The 14,823-nt window shown below is 58.9% G+C and carries 10 protein-coding genes, 2 tRNA genes and 1 riboswitch; of the genes, 3 read left to right on the top strand and 9 right to left on the bottom strand.

What is annotated here, in order from left to right:
* Positions 1–15 precede the first annotated feature (15 nt).
* The 4 genes from G5137_RS16325 to G5137_RS16310 all read right to left on the bottom strand — a co-directional run bounded on the left by G5137_RS16325 (position 16) and on the right by G5137_RS16310 (position 3,605).
* On the bottom strand, positions 16–1,494 hold the full coding sequence (locus G5137_RS16325; RefSeq protein WP_421255674.1) for a carboxypeptidase M32: 1,479 nt from the start codon (positions 1,492–1,494) through the stop codon (positions 16–18).
* A 138-nt stretch (positions 1,495–1,632) separates the two neighbouring features.
* Positions 1,633–2,214: a DNA endonuclease SmrA gene (gene smrA, locus G5137_RS16320; protein ID WP_421255673.1), complete on the bottom strand. Its 582-nt coding sequence runs from the start codon at positions 2,212–2,214 to the stop codon at positions 1,633–1,635.
* A 187-nt stretch (positions 2,215–2,401) separates the two neighbouring features.
* Positions 2,402–2,581: a DUF3149 domain-containing protein gene (locus G5137_RS16315; RefSeq protein WP_005338733.1), complete on the bottom strand. Its 180-nt coding sequence runs from the start codon at positions 2,579–2,581 to the stop codon at positions 2,402–2,404.
* A 136-nt stretch (positions 2,582–2,717) separates the two neighbouring features.
* Positions 2,718–3,605, bottom strand: a complete 888-nt coding sequence (locus G5137_RS16310; protein WP_236271711.1) for a TraB/GumN family protein — start codon at positions 3,603–3,605, stop codon at positions 2,718–2,720.
* A gap of 88 nt (positions 3,606–3,693) precedes the next feature.
* On the opposite strand from G5137_RS16310, the gene G5137_RS16305 reads away from it, so the two are divergent.
* Entirely contained in the window at positions 3,694–4,026 is a 333-nt protein-coding gene (locus tag G5137_RS16305) for a DUF1904 family protein (RefSeq protein ID WP_421255672.1), read from the top strand.
* 91 nt (positions 4,027–4,117) lie between these two features.
* On the opposite strand, the gene G5137_RS16300 is transcribed toward G5137_RS16305, so the two are convergent.
* The 5 genes from G5137_RS16300 to G5137_RS16280 form a co-directional block, all read right to left on the bottom strand.
* Complete coding sequence (locus tag G5137_RS16300; RefSeq protein ID WP_042054211.1) at positions 4,118–4,945, bottom strand: SDR family oxidoreductase; 828 nt, start codon at positions 4,943–4,945, stop codon at positions 4,118–4,120.
* Between the two features lie 141 nt (positions 4,946–5,086).
* Complete coding sequence (locus G5137_RS16295) at positions 5,087–6,535, bottom strand: OprD family outer membrane porin (protein ID WP_005338723.1); 1,449 nt, start codon at positions 6,533–6,535, stop codon at positions 5,087–5,089.
* Between the two features lie 501 nt (positions 6,536–7,036).
* Complete coding sequence (locus G5137_RS16290; RefSeq protein WP_421255671.1) at positions 7,037–8,974, bottom strand: methyl-accepting chemotaxis protein; 1,938 nt, start codon at positions 8,972–8,974, stop codon at positions 7,037–7,039.
* A 105-nt stretch (positions 8,975–9,079) separates the two neighbouring features.
* Positions 9,080–9,964 carry a DMT family transporter gene (locus G5137_RS16285; RefSeq protein ID WP_421255670.1) on the bottom strand — a complete coding sequence of 295 codons (885 nt, stop codon included), beginning with the start codon at positions 9,962–9,964 and terminating at the stop codon, positions 9,080–9,082.
* Between the two features lie 208 nt (positions 9,965–10,172).
* Positions 10,173–10,249: transfer RNA gene (locus G5137_RS16280), tRNA-Arg, on the bottom strand.
* Between the two features lie 456 nt (positions 10,250–10,705).
* Positions 10,706–10,793, top strand: a riboswitch (cyclic di-GMP riboswitch).
* Positions 10,794–10,891: 98 nt separating this feature from the next.
* Here G5137_RS16280 and G5137_RS16275 point away from each other — a divergent pair.
* A complete protein-coding gene (locus G5137_RS16275; RefSeq protein ID WP_421255669.1) occupies positions 10,892–13,489 on the top strand; it encodes a glycosyl hydrolase family 18 protein in 2,598 nt (865 codons plus the stop codon).
* A 1,258-nt stretch (positions 13,490–14,747) separates the two neighbouring features.
* A tRNA-Ala gene (locus G5137_RS16270) sits at positions 14,748–14,823 on the top strand.

The following is a 14,823-nucleotide window of genomic DNA, read 5'->3' as shown; positions in this document are numbered from 1 at the left end:
AGCTTACTGCGCTCATTACTTCAGGTAGCGCTGTTCCAGATGCTGGCGAAGCCAGTGCGGGTTGAGCGCTTCACCGGTGGCGCGGCGCACCAGCTCGTCGGTGCTGTGCAGGCTCCCCTGTGACCAGATGTTGCGCCCGAGCCAGCCGAAGATCTCCGGCAAGCGGCCCGCCGCGATCACCTCCCCCATGCTGCCCAGCTCTTTTTCGAGGGCAAAACGCAGCTGGGCGGCATACATGGCGCCCAGGGTGTAGCTCGGGAAGTAGCCGAACGAGCCGTCGGTCCAGTGAATATCTTGCATGCAGCCATTGCGGTAGTTGCCCTTGGTGGAGAGTCCCAGCCACTGCTGCATCTTGGCGTCCCACAGCTCGGGGATGTCGGCCACCTCGATCTTCCCTTCCACCAGATCGCGCTCCAGCTCGTAGCGCAGGATAACGTGGGCCGGATAGGTCACCTCGTCCGCATCGACCCGGATAAAGCCCGGCTCGACCCGGCTGTAGAGCTTGGTCAGATTGTCCGGCGCAAACGCCGCCTGTTCGCCGAAGTGGTGACGAATACGTGGCGCCAGCAGCGCGAGGAAGGCCGGATGATGCCCCAGCTGCATTTCACAAAACAGGCTCTGGCTCTCGTGGATTGCCATGGAGCGCGCTTCGGCCACCGGCTGACCCAGCAGATGGCGCGGCAGTCCCTGCTCGTAACGAGCGTGACCGGTCTCGTGCACTATGCCCATCAGGCTGGAGACAAACTCCTGCTCGTTATAGCGGGTAGTGATCCGCACGTCGGTCGGCACGCCGCCACAGAAGGGGTGGCTGCTCACATCGAGGCGGCCGTGGGCGAAATCAAAGCCGAGCAGCCCCATCACCTCCTGACCGAGCGCCTGCTGGGTGGGGATGGGGAAGGGGCCTTGCGGCAGCAGCAGGGCATCGCCCTTCTGCTGTTCACTCACGGTCTGGATAAGAGCCGGCAGCCAGCTGGCCAAATCGCCGAAGATCTGATCGAGCCGCGCGCTGGTCATGCCCGGCTCATAGAGGGCCAGCATGGCGTCGTAGGGGCGCACGCCAAGCGCATCGGCTCGCAGTTGCGCCACTTCACGGGAGAGTTTCACCACCTCCTCGAGATTGGGAGCAAAACCGGCCCAGTCGTTGTTCTTGCGCTGGTTGCGCCAGGCGTGCTCGCACTTGCTGCCAGCGAGCGACAGCGCTTCGACCAGCTCACCGGGCAGCAGGCTGGCATCTTGCCACTGGCGCTTGATCTCGCCGAGGTTGGCACGTTGCACTTCATCGAGCGGCTCACTCTCGGCCTTGGCGATCCAGTCGCCCAGCTCGGGAGCGGTGCGCTTCTGGTGGATCAGCAGACCGAGTTCGGCCATCGCTTCGGCGCGGGCATCGTTGCCCCCTTCCGGCATCATGGCCGCCTGATCCCAGCCGCAGATGGCGGCGAGGTGGCTAAAGCGGTGGATCTGCTGCTGATGTTGTTCAAGCTTTTGATATGACATGGGATTGTCCTTGTTATCGTCCCTGATGGTATGCCGCCCCGTACCTGGCATGATCGGGGCCGTTCGATGCTAACACCGCCGCTGTATAGTTGACCACCTTCATGCGGGCGGGCAAAAGACGTGGGAGCTAAACGCGGATTAGCCGAGCCGCTTCTGGTGCCGTTCGCGGTTTTCCGCTTTTTTGAGTTCGCTTTTACGCAGCAGCACGTATAGAGCTCCGCTGCCGCCATGGCGACGCTCGGCACTGTGGATCGCCATGACGGCGGGCAGTTGCGGCAACCAGGCGCTGACATAGCTTTTCAGCAGGGCACGCGGGGTGCTGCGCTCCCCCTTGCCGTGCAGGATCAGCAGGCAGCGGATATCCCGGACTTCACAATCCGCAATGAACTGCACCAGCGTCTGGCGTGCCTCATTGAGGGTTTTCTGGTGCAAGTCCAGGCTGGCCTGCAGCTCGTATTTGCCGAGCCGCAGCTTCTTGTAGACCCCCTCCTGCACCCCATCGCGTTTGAAGCCGACGATTTCGTGCGGATCGCGCATCTCGATGGCCTCCATGGTGAGGTGGTCGAGGGCGAGTTGTTCGGCAGTGGCAGCCTGGCGGCGAGCGAGCTGCGCCTCGGTCGGGGCGGATTTGGCCGCATGGGGATGGATGTTGTCGCTGCGAATGGGCCGCACGTCGGCCACTTCATTCATAAATAGCGAGAGTTCGTCGTTATGAGACACGGCAGGCTCCCCATAAGAAAAAGTGGGGGCCATTATAACGGCCGCAACCGGTACAGAAAACGGGGAAAGGGGGAGGGGATAAGGGGCGCCCAGCATGGACACTGGTGCAGTCTGGCCCGGGAAGCACAGTCGCGAGCCATAAAACAGCACAGGCGGTCAGTGTGAGCTGCCGCCTGTGGTCAGAGGATTATTTTCCCTCTTTGGGCTGTTGAGAATGGGGTTGCTGTGAATGAGGCGGTTGCGAGTGCATCACCTTGTAGATGAAGTAGGCCGCGTAAGAGCTGATGAGCAAGAAGGTGCCGATAATCACCAGCATCGACATCAATCCCACGCTGTTGCCAAACATCAGGTCCAGCCAAAAGTCCATTTTATTGCTCCTGTCACCCGGTTGATGACAGGCATGATAAATACCTCTTTGCCCCGTCCGGGATGATCCCGATCAACTCCCTTGCAGGTTGTTTAATAACCAGCGCGATCTGTGATCGTTCTCACTGGACTCCTTGCTACCGAGCCTGCACAGGGCCCGGTGTGGTGAGCGGGGTAATGCGCCACCCTTGCTGCTCCAGCAACGCCAGCAACCCCTGTTCGCCGTAAAGGTGCAGGGCGCCTACCACGATAAAGCTCTCGTTGGGCAGGGTGGACCATTTCTTCAGCCAGTTGTGGTTGCGCTCGGCCAGCAGGGTCTGCTCCATCCAGCTCTGTAGCGCTGGGGGAGCCATCTCCTCCTTGAGCAGATTGATCAGCGTCGCCTCATCTCCCTGCTGCCACGCCTTCATCACGGCGGCGAAACCGCTCTCCAGCATCGGTAGCTCATCCAGGGTGCTGGCGAGCATCAGGGTCTGGTTGTCACCCACGCTGGCCAGATAACCGAGCTGCTCCAACAGGGTTTCAAAACCCACTACCGGTTTGCCCTCTTTGGCGGCCCGGACGGCAAAGTGCTGGTCTATCCCGAGTTCACTCTTGAAGTCGGAGCGGGCCATGGCGGCCTGGGTCAGGGTTATGGCGGCAAACCATGGGCGCAGGGTGGCGAGGGTCGCCTCGTCGATGCCATAGCGGGCCCCCGCCATCAGGGTGCGTTGATAGAGTTCGGCAGGCAGATGATCCTTGAGCGGTTTGCCATCCACCAGTCGGGTGAGGGAGCCGGTCTGTTGCCACTGATCCGGCGTGATGCTGTTCATGTCCACCTCCATCACCAGTGCGCGACTCTGCAGCCAGGCACGCTCCACCGGCTCGGGAAGAGGATAGAGGGAAGGCTTGCCCGCATGGATGGAGCCCAGCAGCCAGTGTTGCTGGTTGCCCTTGCTCACCCGATAGAAGGCGGGATCGGCAAAGGCGTGCAGCGGTAGCAGCAGGCAGAGCAGGAAGGCAAAGAGGGTGCGATGAAATCTCATGGGGATCCTTAATATGCGCCGGGTGACTTCTCTTGCTGACAATAACTCCTATGATAAGTCCTCATTTCAGATAACCAAGAGGTTTGCCATGCCCCATCTTCGTTTTCGCGCCGTGGCGCTCGAGACCCTGCAACAGGTGAGCGGCCCGCTGCTGGCCGAGCTTTGCGAGCTGACCGGCGGCAAGCCGGAGTTTGTCACCATGGAGCGGGTGGAGAGTTGCTGGATCCGTAACGGCGAGCCAGAGGCGGGATTTCCGTTTGTCGAGCTGCACTGGTTCGAACGGCCGCAGGAGATGCAGGACGCCGCCGCGCGCCTTATCACGCGCCATTTGAAGCAGGTGCTGGGGGAGCAGACCTATGTGGTGGTGCAGGTGGTTCCTTTGGTCAAGAGCACCTACTACAGCAATGGCGAGCACTATTGAAGAGAGGGACAAACCAGGTTGGCGGGTCGGGTGACGCCGCTATACAGCTAACTCAATCCGGGCGGCAGGATGCTTGTCGCCCATCACGGGATCAGGCCGATTTGGCCAGCAGTTTATCGAGCCAGCGAGTGGGCAATACCCGTCGCAGGAAGGCAAACAGCCGGGTCGGAGTAGTCACCGGATAGCGCGCCTTGGGATGGGCGTGGGTCAGCGCATGGAGCAGCGGCGGGATGCAGGCTTCGCTTGGGAGGGTAAAGCCGCTGGTGGCCCCCTCTTTTTCCAGCCGTGTCAGGGTCTGGCGGTAGGCCGACTGATGACGGCTCTGGGCCGGATCGATGTGCCGCAAGAAGGCGCTGCGGGCATTGGCACGAAAACGGGTATCGATGGGGCCCGGTTCAATCAGGCTGATATGTACCCCGCTACCCGCCAGTTCGAGGCGCAGGGTATCGCTATAACCTTCCAGCGCAAATTTGCTGGCGTTGTAGGCGCCGCGATACTTCATGGCAACCAGTCCCAGCACCGAGCTGTTCTGCACTATCCGTCCCTCCTTGGCCTCCAGCATCGGCGGCAGCACCTGACGGATCAGATGGTGCCAGCCAAACAGGTTGGTATTGAACTGCTCCCTGAGCGCTTCGGTAGGCAGATCTTCCAGCGCCCCGGGTTGGCCATAAGCGCCGTTGTTGAACAGGCCATAGAGGCGCCCGCCTGCCAGATGGAGCGCCGCACTGGCACCCAGCTCGATGGAGGCGGGGTCCGCCAGATCCAGCTGAACTGCCAGCAATCCCTGTTGCTGCAAACGGGCCACATCTTCCGCCTTGCGCGCCGAGGCGATCACGGTAAAACCGTGCTGGCCCAGCGCCTGCGCGGCGGCGAGGCCAATTCCGCTGGAACAACCGGTGATCAGAACAAAACGGGGCATGATGGCGTCCTTGTGACTGCTGATAAAAGCGTGCGGGCTGGTGAGCGGATAAAATCCTTATCCGGCTCGCATGTTAGCCTGCCAACCGGTAAAAAGAAAACCGGGCCAAGTGGCCCGGTTTGCTGACATCGTATTGCCTGATTACATGAAGGTAAGCGGCATGATGATGTGGAACTTGACGTCGTGCTCGGAGGCGAAGATGTTGGGGTAATCGGTCCAACCGCCGCCCTGGCTGATGTCGTTGTTGTAGTCGGTGTAGTGCAGTTTGAACAGGGTGCCTTTCAGCTTGCCATCCTGCACGGTATAGGTGACATCGAAGTTGGCTGCCCATTCGGTATCTTCACCGTTGGCCGCTTTCTTGCCTTGACCGGTTTCGATATCCCAACCGTAAGCACCGGATACACCGACGGACCAGCCAGGCGCACCAACCAGGTCATCCAGAGAACGGGTCACGCCGAAGAACAGCGCTTTCTCGTTGTTGGCGTTCCAGTCAGAGCGGGAGTCCCACCAAATTTCGTTGGCACCCTGGGAGTTGGCGTAGCCACGGGTCAGACGGGGCAGGTAGTTGCCTTCCGCACCTTCAGCCTTGGTCCACAGACCTTCCAGACGGAAGCCGTACGGGCCCATGCCCCAGGCGGCTGTCAGAGCTTGTTGCCATGCCAGACCGTCATAAGTCTCGATCTGGGAAGCGCCCTTGGTGTAGGTCTCGGTCTCGGAACCGTAGAACTGGTAGCTGGTGGAGAGGCCGCCCAGTACGTCAAACTTGTGAGCCAGTTTGAAGTGGTAGCTATCCATGTAGCCTTCGGACTGACCGAAAGAACCGGTCACTGCAGTGCCATTTTCGAAGGTGTAACGGGCTGCGATACCGTGGATGTAGTCGATGACGTTTTCATCAGCGAACGGATCCATCCACGCTTTGGCACGGGAGAAGACCTGAGTCTCTTTGTACCAGGGGGCCTTGTACTCGTCAGCGATGGCGTAGGTCAGGTAGAGGCCACCGAAGTTACCTTCAACTTGACCACCACGATAGGTACCCGGCTGATAAGACCAGTTAACACCGATTTGGCCAGGGACATACAGCTGGGTATAACCACCCTTGGCAGTGATGCCGCCGTCCAGGAATTTCAGCTTCATCGCTGCGTTGGAGAGGCTGAAACCACCTTCAGGGGAGCCATCTTTGGCGTTGTTGCCCCAAGAACGGCCAGCGAAGGAGAATTCGTTCTCCTGGTTGACCGGGTGATTTTCGGTAACGGCCAGGTCATAGGCACCGAAGCCGCCCAGATCCAGACCTACGGTGTCCCAGGCATAACCGGAGTTGAAGTTGAGAGCGGCTTGAACGGTGGAATGGCTCAGGTTGGACTGGTATTTGCCTTCTTTCTTGGCTGCAGTCGGGTCACCATCGATGCGCTGACGATCACGCTGGAAGTAGAACAGACCGCCGGTCAGTTTGGAGTCTTTAACGAAGGTTTCATAGGACTGGCCGTATTCCGGGCTCATCATATCCTGAGCTGCCAACGCCATACCGGGGGCGACCAGAGCGGCTACCACAGCGGCACTCAAAGCGGCGCGCTTGAAGATCACTTTTTCCATTTTTATTGCTCCTGATTTTATGGACTTAGCTTTTTTTCCGGCAGTTGGCATCGGGCCTACCGCTCGGTATTGGCATTGCAATCAAAACCCCGAAGGGCAAAAAATCTTGTCTTGGCTACCTGCAAACCCGGATGTCTTGGCACATCTGTAGTTGGCAGTCCTGATCATCACATGTTGTTTTTTTATGTTCCGATTCTTGGCTATCGGACAACCCCAAGAGTACGTTCGCGGTGCGAAATATCAATGAAAAGTTCCCTCAACGTTTCAAAAGTATGACCGAGTGCAAATAATCATGGGCAAGGTCGTAAACAGCCTCATGGCAGGTATCACGGTGATGAGAGCGTTTTCTTGAGGCCGCAGCCAGCGCCAGTGCGGGTTTTCATCCGGTACGGGGGAAGAGGTGTCAGTTAACCTGCCGATAACAGATAATTTTGTGCTACAAAAAAACTTTCCCTCTGGTCGAGGGAAAGTGAGCTGGCAAAGATTTGGGGTGAATAGGGGTCAGCCTTGCTGGCCGAGGATGCGGGGGATCTGCTGCGCCTGATGGTGGATATGGGAGGAGACCTGCACCGAGAGTTGACTCACCTGACGGGCATGCTGATGGATACGGGCGATCAGATCGGCAAAACTGGCCAGTTTGTGCTCCTGACTTTTGGCGTTGTCGGCGCCCTGCAGGGCGATCACTGCGGTGTTGCGGGCGATCTCCCGCACCGCCTGGGTAGTCTGGCGCAGTTGTTCCGCCTGCGCCCGCTGGCGGCTTGATTCGCTGGTGATCCGGTTCAGTACAGTGCCAAGTTGTTCGCCGGATTGGGTCAGGCGCCCCAGAATATCGGTGATCTGGTTGAGGGATTGCTGGGTATTGGCCGAGAGGTGGCGTACTTCATCGGCGACCACGGCAAAGCCGCGTCCCTGTTCCCCTGCGCGGGCCGCTTCGATGGCGGCGTTGAGGGCCAGCAAGTTGGTCTGCTGAGCGATATGACCGATCACATCGACAATGGCCGTCACATCGGCAACCGAGCGGGTGAGGGCTTGCAGTGCCTCATCGCTCTCGTCAATCGCCAGTCCGGTCTGATGAGTGGCGTGCAGCATGCTCCCCACCAGATCTTCGCTCTGGCTCATCGCCTGTTCGTTATGGTGGGCATGCTGGGCGATGTCGGCGGCAACCTGATGAACCTCTCCGGCCAGCTGGTTCAGCTCATCCATCATCTGGCCGCTCTCGTCGACCACCTGTTCGGTGGTGCGGGTGCTGTGGTGGATCTCGTCAACCTGACTGACCATCCCTTGCAGACTGAGGGATACCGCTGACAGCTGCCCCTCTTTTTGTTGTTGGTCCAGTTGCAGACGACCGATCAGCCGATTGTAGCTGGCAACAATATCGGCCAGCTCGTTGCGATCGCGCCCGGCAGGCAACGGCTCGGCCTGCCCCGTCTGATCGAGCTGCATAAAGGCTCCGCGCAGTCGCAACAAGGGGGTGAGCAGCCAGTGTCGTTGCACCAGCGCAAACAGCAGGGCGACTATCACCAGACAGAGCGCCAGCGTGCCGAGGATGGTGGCCAGCTCCTGATTGACGGCTTGCCGTTCGCGGGCAAGTTGTTCCCCCATCTGTCTGGTCGCTTGCAACATCGCCATGATGTCTTGCTGCACGGTCTGGCGGCCAGCCTGTTGCTGTTGTAGCGCCGCACGGCTGTTGGCCAGCTCCTGCGGATAGCGGCTCAGCAGCGAGCGTAATTCGCTGCGCGGTTGATCTCCCAGCTCCTTGCGTACCGGCTCCCCCAGCGTGAACTCATCGGCGGGCGCCTCCTCATACAGGCCGAGCAGCGGCAAGGCTTGCAGCGCTTGGGCCTGTTTTTGCAGTGCCTCCAGCTCGAAGCGGATCCCTTCGAGCAGCTTCTCATTGCCCTGTTCCATATAGCTTTGGCGCAAATGGGCGAGGCGCGGCAGGCTCGCCAGGATCTCGGTTGCACCGCGGCGATATTGCTGTGCTGCGGCAGATTGTTCCGTGCTGGCGCCTTGCTCCCCATAGCGGATCAGCGCCATGGCCTGGCTGCCCAGCTCACTCTCCGCATTTTGCAGCAGCAGCTGGCTGTTGCCCGAGAGCTTGCCTGCGGCCTGATAGTCGTGCGCGATGCGCTGCGCCATCTGCTCGAGTTGCTGCCTGAGCGGGGCTGCCACGGCATCATCCTCAGCAGCCAGCGAGGAGAGCGCTTGCTGGCGGATCTTCTCCGCCGCGGTCAGTTGCTGTGGATCGCCGCTGTTGAGGTAGTCACGCAGGCTGTTTTGCAGCGTCACCGTCACCAGTTGTTGCAGCGTCTCGTGCTGATGCTGGGCCTGATTGGTGCGGGCAAGCTGTTGCCAGCCGTGGTAGAGGGCCAGCGCCTGTCCTCCCGCAACCAGTAACAAAGCAAGGGAGGATAGGGTGGCGTAATGGGCGATTTTCACGGGGTAATTCCTGTCAGCACAGACCATGGGGGAGCATGGCCGAGCCTAAACAGGGATGGTGGCGTTTTTATGACAGCGCGGGTCAGGTGGCCCCATTTTGCCGATTTAACTGGCTGGGGATACCTGCGCGCTGTTGCGTTGGCCCAACATACCGAGCAGGGCGCCCCCCATGATAAGTGCACCGGCCAGCAGATGGCGCGAGGTTAGCTCCTCTCCGTTCAATGTTACTAACAGCAAAGTACTCAGCAGAGGGGTCAGGTAGGCAAGGGCTCCGATCCGGCGTGGATCGCCGTCTCGCAGTGCCAGATACCAGGTAACGAAGGCCGCCCCCATCGGGCCCAGCGCCAGCCCGATGATCAGCCACCAGTCACTGGTGGGGAGCTGCGCGAGCGGCAGAGGCCCTTCGAGCAGACGGGCAAGCAGCAGCGCCAACAAACCTGCGGGCAGACAGGCTGCCGCAGTGACCACGGCGGGGGCTGGCGGCAGACGGCGTGATAATACCGAGTAGGCTCCCCAGACGACTGCCGCGCCCAGTGCCAGCAGGTATCCCGGCAGATAGGCCTGCTGCAGTTGCAGCTCGCCGTTGACCATCACCAGCATGGAACCCGCCAGACCAAAGGCGCCAGCCAGCAGGTGACGGGCATGGAGTGGATGGCCGGGCAACAACAGTGGGGTGAACAGAATGATGCAGAGCGGCCAGAGGTAGTTGATGAGGTTTGCTTCCAGCACCGGGGCATGGCGAAAGCTCATAAAGAGCAGCAGATGGTAGAGCAGCAATGCCGCAACCGTCACCAGCCAGGTAATCGGACGAGCATGCCACTGGCGCCAGAACGGCAAGGCCCCGACCCCGCAGAAAAACAGCACCAGCCCGACCAGTACCAGCGGTGACACGCTGGTAACCCGTGACGTCAGCGCCGCCAGCGAGGCCCACAGCACAATGGTCAGCAAGGCAAAACCGGTGGATCTATCCCACCAGGAACATCCGGACATCCAACACTCCTTTGCAAGATGAAGCTGCTGGCTTTGCCGCAGGGCTCAGCCAAAAAGAAGCAGTCTATCAGAGAGAGGATAGATGCCGAATGCTGCGTGAATACAATTGCTTGTGACTTGGTGAGGATTTTGATGGTGCAAGCTGAGTGCTGCTGGACGTCGAACTAATCGCCAAAGAGATGGGTGAATGCGAAAAGGGGATGATGGGTGGCGTCCCAGGCAGGATTCGAACCTGCGACCTCGCCCTTAGGAGGGGCGCGCGCTATCCAGCTGTGCCACTGGGACGTGCGGGCATTATATAAAAATGCCAATAAAAATAAACAACTGCGTATGTCTGTCTATCCAGTTGCTTACATTCTGGCCGGATTGTGCGTTTGTGCTCTGGGGGTCAGATAAACAAGTTTGTGGTGTCTGAATAAGAAGGGGTGGGGGGAGGAAGATACTGGTATGCAATAAATTGACTTTGAATTCACTTGTTGCCGTGAGGTATGGCTACCTCTTGTTGTGTTGTGCCACAGGTGTTGAGCTTTTGTCGCTTTATTTTGTTTTAGTGAAATTTTTAGCTTAATCAGTTGGGTAGCTATTAATAATGGCCAATGCTCCCTTGTATTTTAAAGATGAATCATGAGGTCATGGCTCAGCGTCAGGTACGGTCAGTAGCGGGTTTGGAATGGTCTTGTTTGCTTAGTTATATAAATTGCCATAGAGTTAATTCGCGATTAGTTATCGCCGAAAATAAAGTTGTGACAAGGGCAAACCGATTGAAAAGTCGGGACGCAAAGCCTCCGGTCTAAAGGCGTTGTTGAGCTGGGATAGCGGGGCCACCACAGTGTTATGCTGGCTGCCTTTGCCAAGGGGTAGTCGTGTTTGTGTTGCCTGTCGTGTTGTGTTGCCCTTTCGTTTGTCCATAACGTAAAGGAAAACAATATGCTAAGTCCAAAACCCGCATCGCTGGCCATGATGGTCGGCTCCCTGCTTGTCTCATCTGCCGTTTATGCGGCCGCGCCGGGCAAGCCCACCATCGGCTGGGGGCCCACCAAGTTCGCCATTGTTGAAGTGGATCAGGCGGCAACCTCCTACAACAATCTGGTCAAGGTCAAGGATGCCGCCGATGTGGAGGTGAGCTGGAACCTCTGGAGCGGTGACGTCGGCCAGACTGCTGGGGTGCTGCTTGATGGCAAGGAGGTGTGGTCTGGCCCCTCTGCTGCTGCAGGCACGGCCAAATTCAAGGTGAACAAAGGTGGGCGCTACCAGATGCAGGTGGCCCTCTGCAATGCCGATGGCTGTACTCTCTCTGATGCCAAGGAGATCGTGGTCGCCGATACCGATGGCAGCCACCTGGCGCCGCTAAAGGCCGCGTTGCAGGAGAACAACAAGCCCTACGCCAACAAGTCCGGCAAGGTGGTCGGTACCTACTACGTGGAGTGGGGCGTCTATGGTCGCAAGTTCACAGTGGACAAGATCCCGGCCCAGAACCTGACCCATATCCTCTATGGTTTCACCCCCATCTGTGGCGGGGATGGCCTCAACGATAGCCTCAAGGAGATCGAAGGGAGCTTCCAGGCGTTGCAACGTGCGTGTGCCGGTCGTGCCGACTTCAAGGTTGCGATCCACGATCCTTGGGCCGCCGTTCAGATGCCGCAAAGTGGCCTGACTGCCTATGACGAGCCTTACAAGGGTAACTTCGGTGCCCTGATGGCGCTCAAACAGGCTTACCCTGACCTCAAGATCCTCCCCTCCGTCGGCGGCTGGACCCTCTCCGACCCCTTCTACTTCCTCGGCGACAAGAGCAAGCGCGATACCTTCGTCGCCTCAGTCAAAGAGTTCCTGCAGACCTGGAAATTCTTCGATGGCGTTGATATCGACTGGGAATATCCGGGTGGACAGGGCGCCAACCCGAAACTGGGCAGCCCGAGCGATGGCGCAACCTATGTGACCCTGATGAAGGAGCTGCGCGCCATGCTCGATGAGCTGGAGTCGCAGACTGGTCGCAAGTATGAGCTCACCTCCGCTGTCGGCGCCGGTTACGACAAGATTGAAGATGTCGATTACCGCGCGGCCCAGCAGTACATGAGCCACATCTTTATGATGACCTACGACTACAACGGCGCATGGAGCAATACCGAGCTGGGTCACCAGACCAACCTCTACGCGGCGAGCTGGGATCCCAACACCAAGTACACCACCGACAAGGCGGTCAACCTGATGCTGGCGCAGGGGGTTGACCCCGGCAAGCTGGTGGTTGGTGCCGCCATGTATGGCCGTGGCTGGACTGGCGTGAGCGGCTATCAGGGCAACAACCCCTTCACCGGCAAGGCGACCGGCAAGGTGAAAGGCACCTGGGAGGATGGCGTGGTCGATTACCGCGACATCGTCAACAACCGTATGGGCAGTGGCTGGGAGAAGAGCTACGACGAGGTGGCCGAGGCTCCCTATCTGTTCAAGGCTTCGACCGGCGATCTCATCACCTATGACAACGACCGCTCGGTCAAGGCCAAGGGGCAGTATGTGCTGGCCAACAAGCTGGGTGGCCTCTTCTCCTGGGAGATTGATGCCGACAACGGCGACATCCTCAATGCCATGCACGAGGGTCTGGGTCACGGCGAGGGAACCACTCCGCCAGCCAACAAGCCGCCGGTGGCCAACGCGGGCAGCGATCTGAGTGTCACCGGCCCGACCGAGGTGACGCTGAACGGCTCCGCGTCCCACGACCCGGAAAATGGCGCCCTCACCTATAGCTGGAAGCAGGTCTCCGGCCCGCAGGCCACCTTGCTGGATGCCACTCAGGCCAAGGCCCGGGTTGTACTCGATGCGGTGACCGCCGACATCAATCTGGTGTTCGAGCTGGCAGTGACCGACGACCACAACCTCACCGCTCGCGATCAGGTGGTGGTCACCAACAAGGCGCCGCAGCCCAACCTGCCGCCACTGGTTAGCCTGCCGGCTACCGCTTCCGTGGAATCCGGCAAGCAGGTGACCCTCAAGGCGACCGCATCTGACCCGAACGGTGATCCGCTCACCTATCAGTGGACGGTACCGGCCGGCCTCACCGCCAGCGGTCAGAACAGTGCCACCCTGGTGGTCACCGGTCCGAACGTTACCAGCGATACCGCCTATGACCTGAGCCTCACCGTCTCCGACGGCGCGCTGGATGCCAGTGCCGCCACCCGTCTGACGGTCAAGCCGGTCAGCGGTGGTGGCGGTTGCTCGGCCACTGATCCGGATGCCGCCAACTGGCCTGCCTGGCAGGCGAGCAAGGTCTACAACGGCGGTGACAAGGTGAGCCACAACCAGCTGGTGTGGCAGGCCAAGTACTGGACTCAGGGCAACGAACCGAGCCGTACCGCGGATCAGTGGTTGCTGGTGAGCAAGGTGCAACTGGGTTGGGATGCCAATGTAGCTTACAACGGTGGCGAGATCACCACCCATAATGGCCGTCAATGGAAAGCGCAATACTGGACCAAGGGCAACGAGCCCGGCAAACACGACGTCTGGCAGGATGTGGGGGCCGCCAGCTGTAAATAAGGCTTGAGTTGTGGCGGGGCATGCTGGTCATGCCCCGCTTTTGCAACCCGCGGCGCTGAACATTGGTTGCTCTGCCAATCCCTCTTTTTCTGCTCTGTCTTGTATCCGGTCAGGCCGACTTGTGGTGCCGGCATGAAGGCTCTCCCCAAGTGATGGCTGCACTGCTCTCTGATAAGGTGTGAACCTGATTCGTGGTAACCTTTCCGCTGTTGTAATTACACTGCTGGAAAGTCTGCGGCCGAATATTTTCAGGTTGCCCAAGAGGCGAGCATCCCGCTGTTGGCGAGACAGGCCAGCGGGTCGGTATCGCCAGGATGAGGGCTTGCTCAACTTCGCTTGCTCTTTTTAAATCTCTGTCCGTCGTCATGCTGTCCCTTCATGCAGTACCTAATCGACGGCATTTGGCTGTTGAACAAGGATGGCAAGCATCATAGCCAGCTTCCCGGATGCTGGTGTTATCCAAGCCAGCGCTCCCGGCAAGGGGATTTCATGGTGTCATACCTGGATCAGGCCGAGATCCTGCAATGAGCCGATGCAATAAAAGATGGGGCCTGCGGGCCCCATTCTTGTTTGGTGGAGTTCAGGTTTGGCCGTGGAACATCTGGCCCGGACAGGACAGCGCCTCGAAAGGGCTGTGTGATGATGTGTGTTGTTGTTTTATTACATTTTCCGTGAAAGGCTTTCAGCAATTATTTGCCGTAGCGGAAGTAGTATTCACGGGTGGAGGGGGCATAGGCATCTTTCTCTACAACGCCGTTCTTGGTGGTTGCACCGCGCAGGTGGAACAGGACTGCCAGATTCTCAAACATGGTTTACCTCATCGCTCTGTCATTTATGGTTATGGTATGTGACCTAGGTCACGGTTTGATCCTATGGTCATTTGTGAGCCAGATCAACTTTCTATGTTGTAAATTTACAAAAATCATGGAAAGGGTTTTCAAATGCAATGCCCTTTATGGAAAGGCTTTCCCGAGGTGACGGGGGAGAAGCTGATTACCAGCGACCATAGAGAGGTCTGAGAGCGGGGGCGTTGCAAGGGGAAAGAGGCTCGCTGCACGGCCTCTCCTTTATAGGTGCATGAGCCAATTTGTGACATAAAACAGAGAGATAGCACGTGCCTTGCTGGTAAAAACAGCGAACTGCTGCAATTTTGACTAAACGAATCAGTCGCGGTTATTTTAGGGTTGACAGCAAAGCGGGTGATGCCTATCATGCGCCTCCGTTGCCGGAGATAACTTCGTCAGCACCGAGGTGAGTTGGGGTTATAGCTCAGCTGGGAGAGCGCTTGCATGGCATGCAAGAGGTCCGCGGTTCGATCCCGCGTAGCTCCACCA

Source organism: Aeromonas sp. 600282 (assembly GCF_049175755.1).
Taxonomy (GTDB): Bacteria; Pseudomonadota; Gammaproteobacteria; order Enterobacterales; family Aeromonadaceae; genus Aeromonas; species Aeromonas veronii_A.
Note: the sequence above shows the minus strand (reverse complement) of the source record. Positions and strands in the feature narration are given on the sequence as shown.

Coding starts and splice junctions, on each gene's coding strand:
- G5137_RS16325 (WP_421255674.1), bottom strand. CDS start 1,494: ATGTCATATCAAAAGCTTGAACAACATCAGCAGCAGATCCACCGCTTT.
- G5137_RS16315 (WP_005338733.1), bottom strand. CDS start 2,581: ATGGACTTTTGGCTGGACCTGATGTTTGGCAACAGCGTGGGATTGATG.
- G5137_RS16310 (WP_236271711.1), bottom strand. CDS start 3,605: ATGAGATTTCATCGCACCCTCTTTGCCTTCCTGCTCTGCCTGCTGCTA.
- G5137_RS16305 (WP_421255672.1), top strand. CDS start 3,694: ATGCCCCATCTTCGTTTTCGCGCCGTGGCGCTCGAGACCCTGCAACAG.
- G5137_RS16300 (WP_042054211.1), bottom strand. CDS start 4,945: ATGCCCCGTTTTGTTCTGATCACCGGTTGTTCCAGCGGAATTGGCCTC.
- G5137_RS16295 (WP_005338723.1), bottom strand. CDS start 6,535: ATGGAAAAAGTGATCTTCAAGCGCGCCGCTTTGAGTGCCGCTGTGGTA.
- G5137_RS16285 (WP_421255670.1), bottom strand. CDS start 9,964: ATGTCCGGATGTTCCTGGTGGGATAGATCCACCGGTTTTGCCTTGCTG.
- G5137_RS16275 (WP_421255669.1), top strand. CDS start 10,892: ATGCTAAGTCCAAAACCCGCATCGCTGGCCATGATGGTCGGCTCCCTG.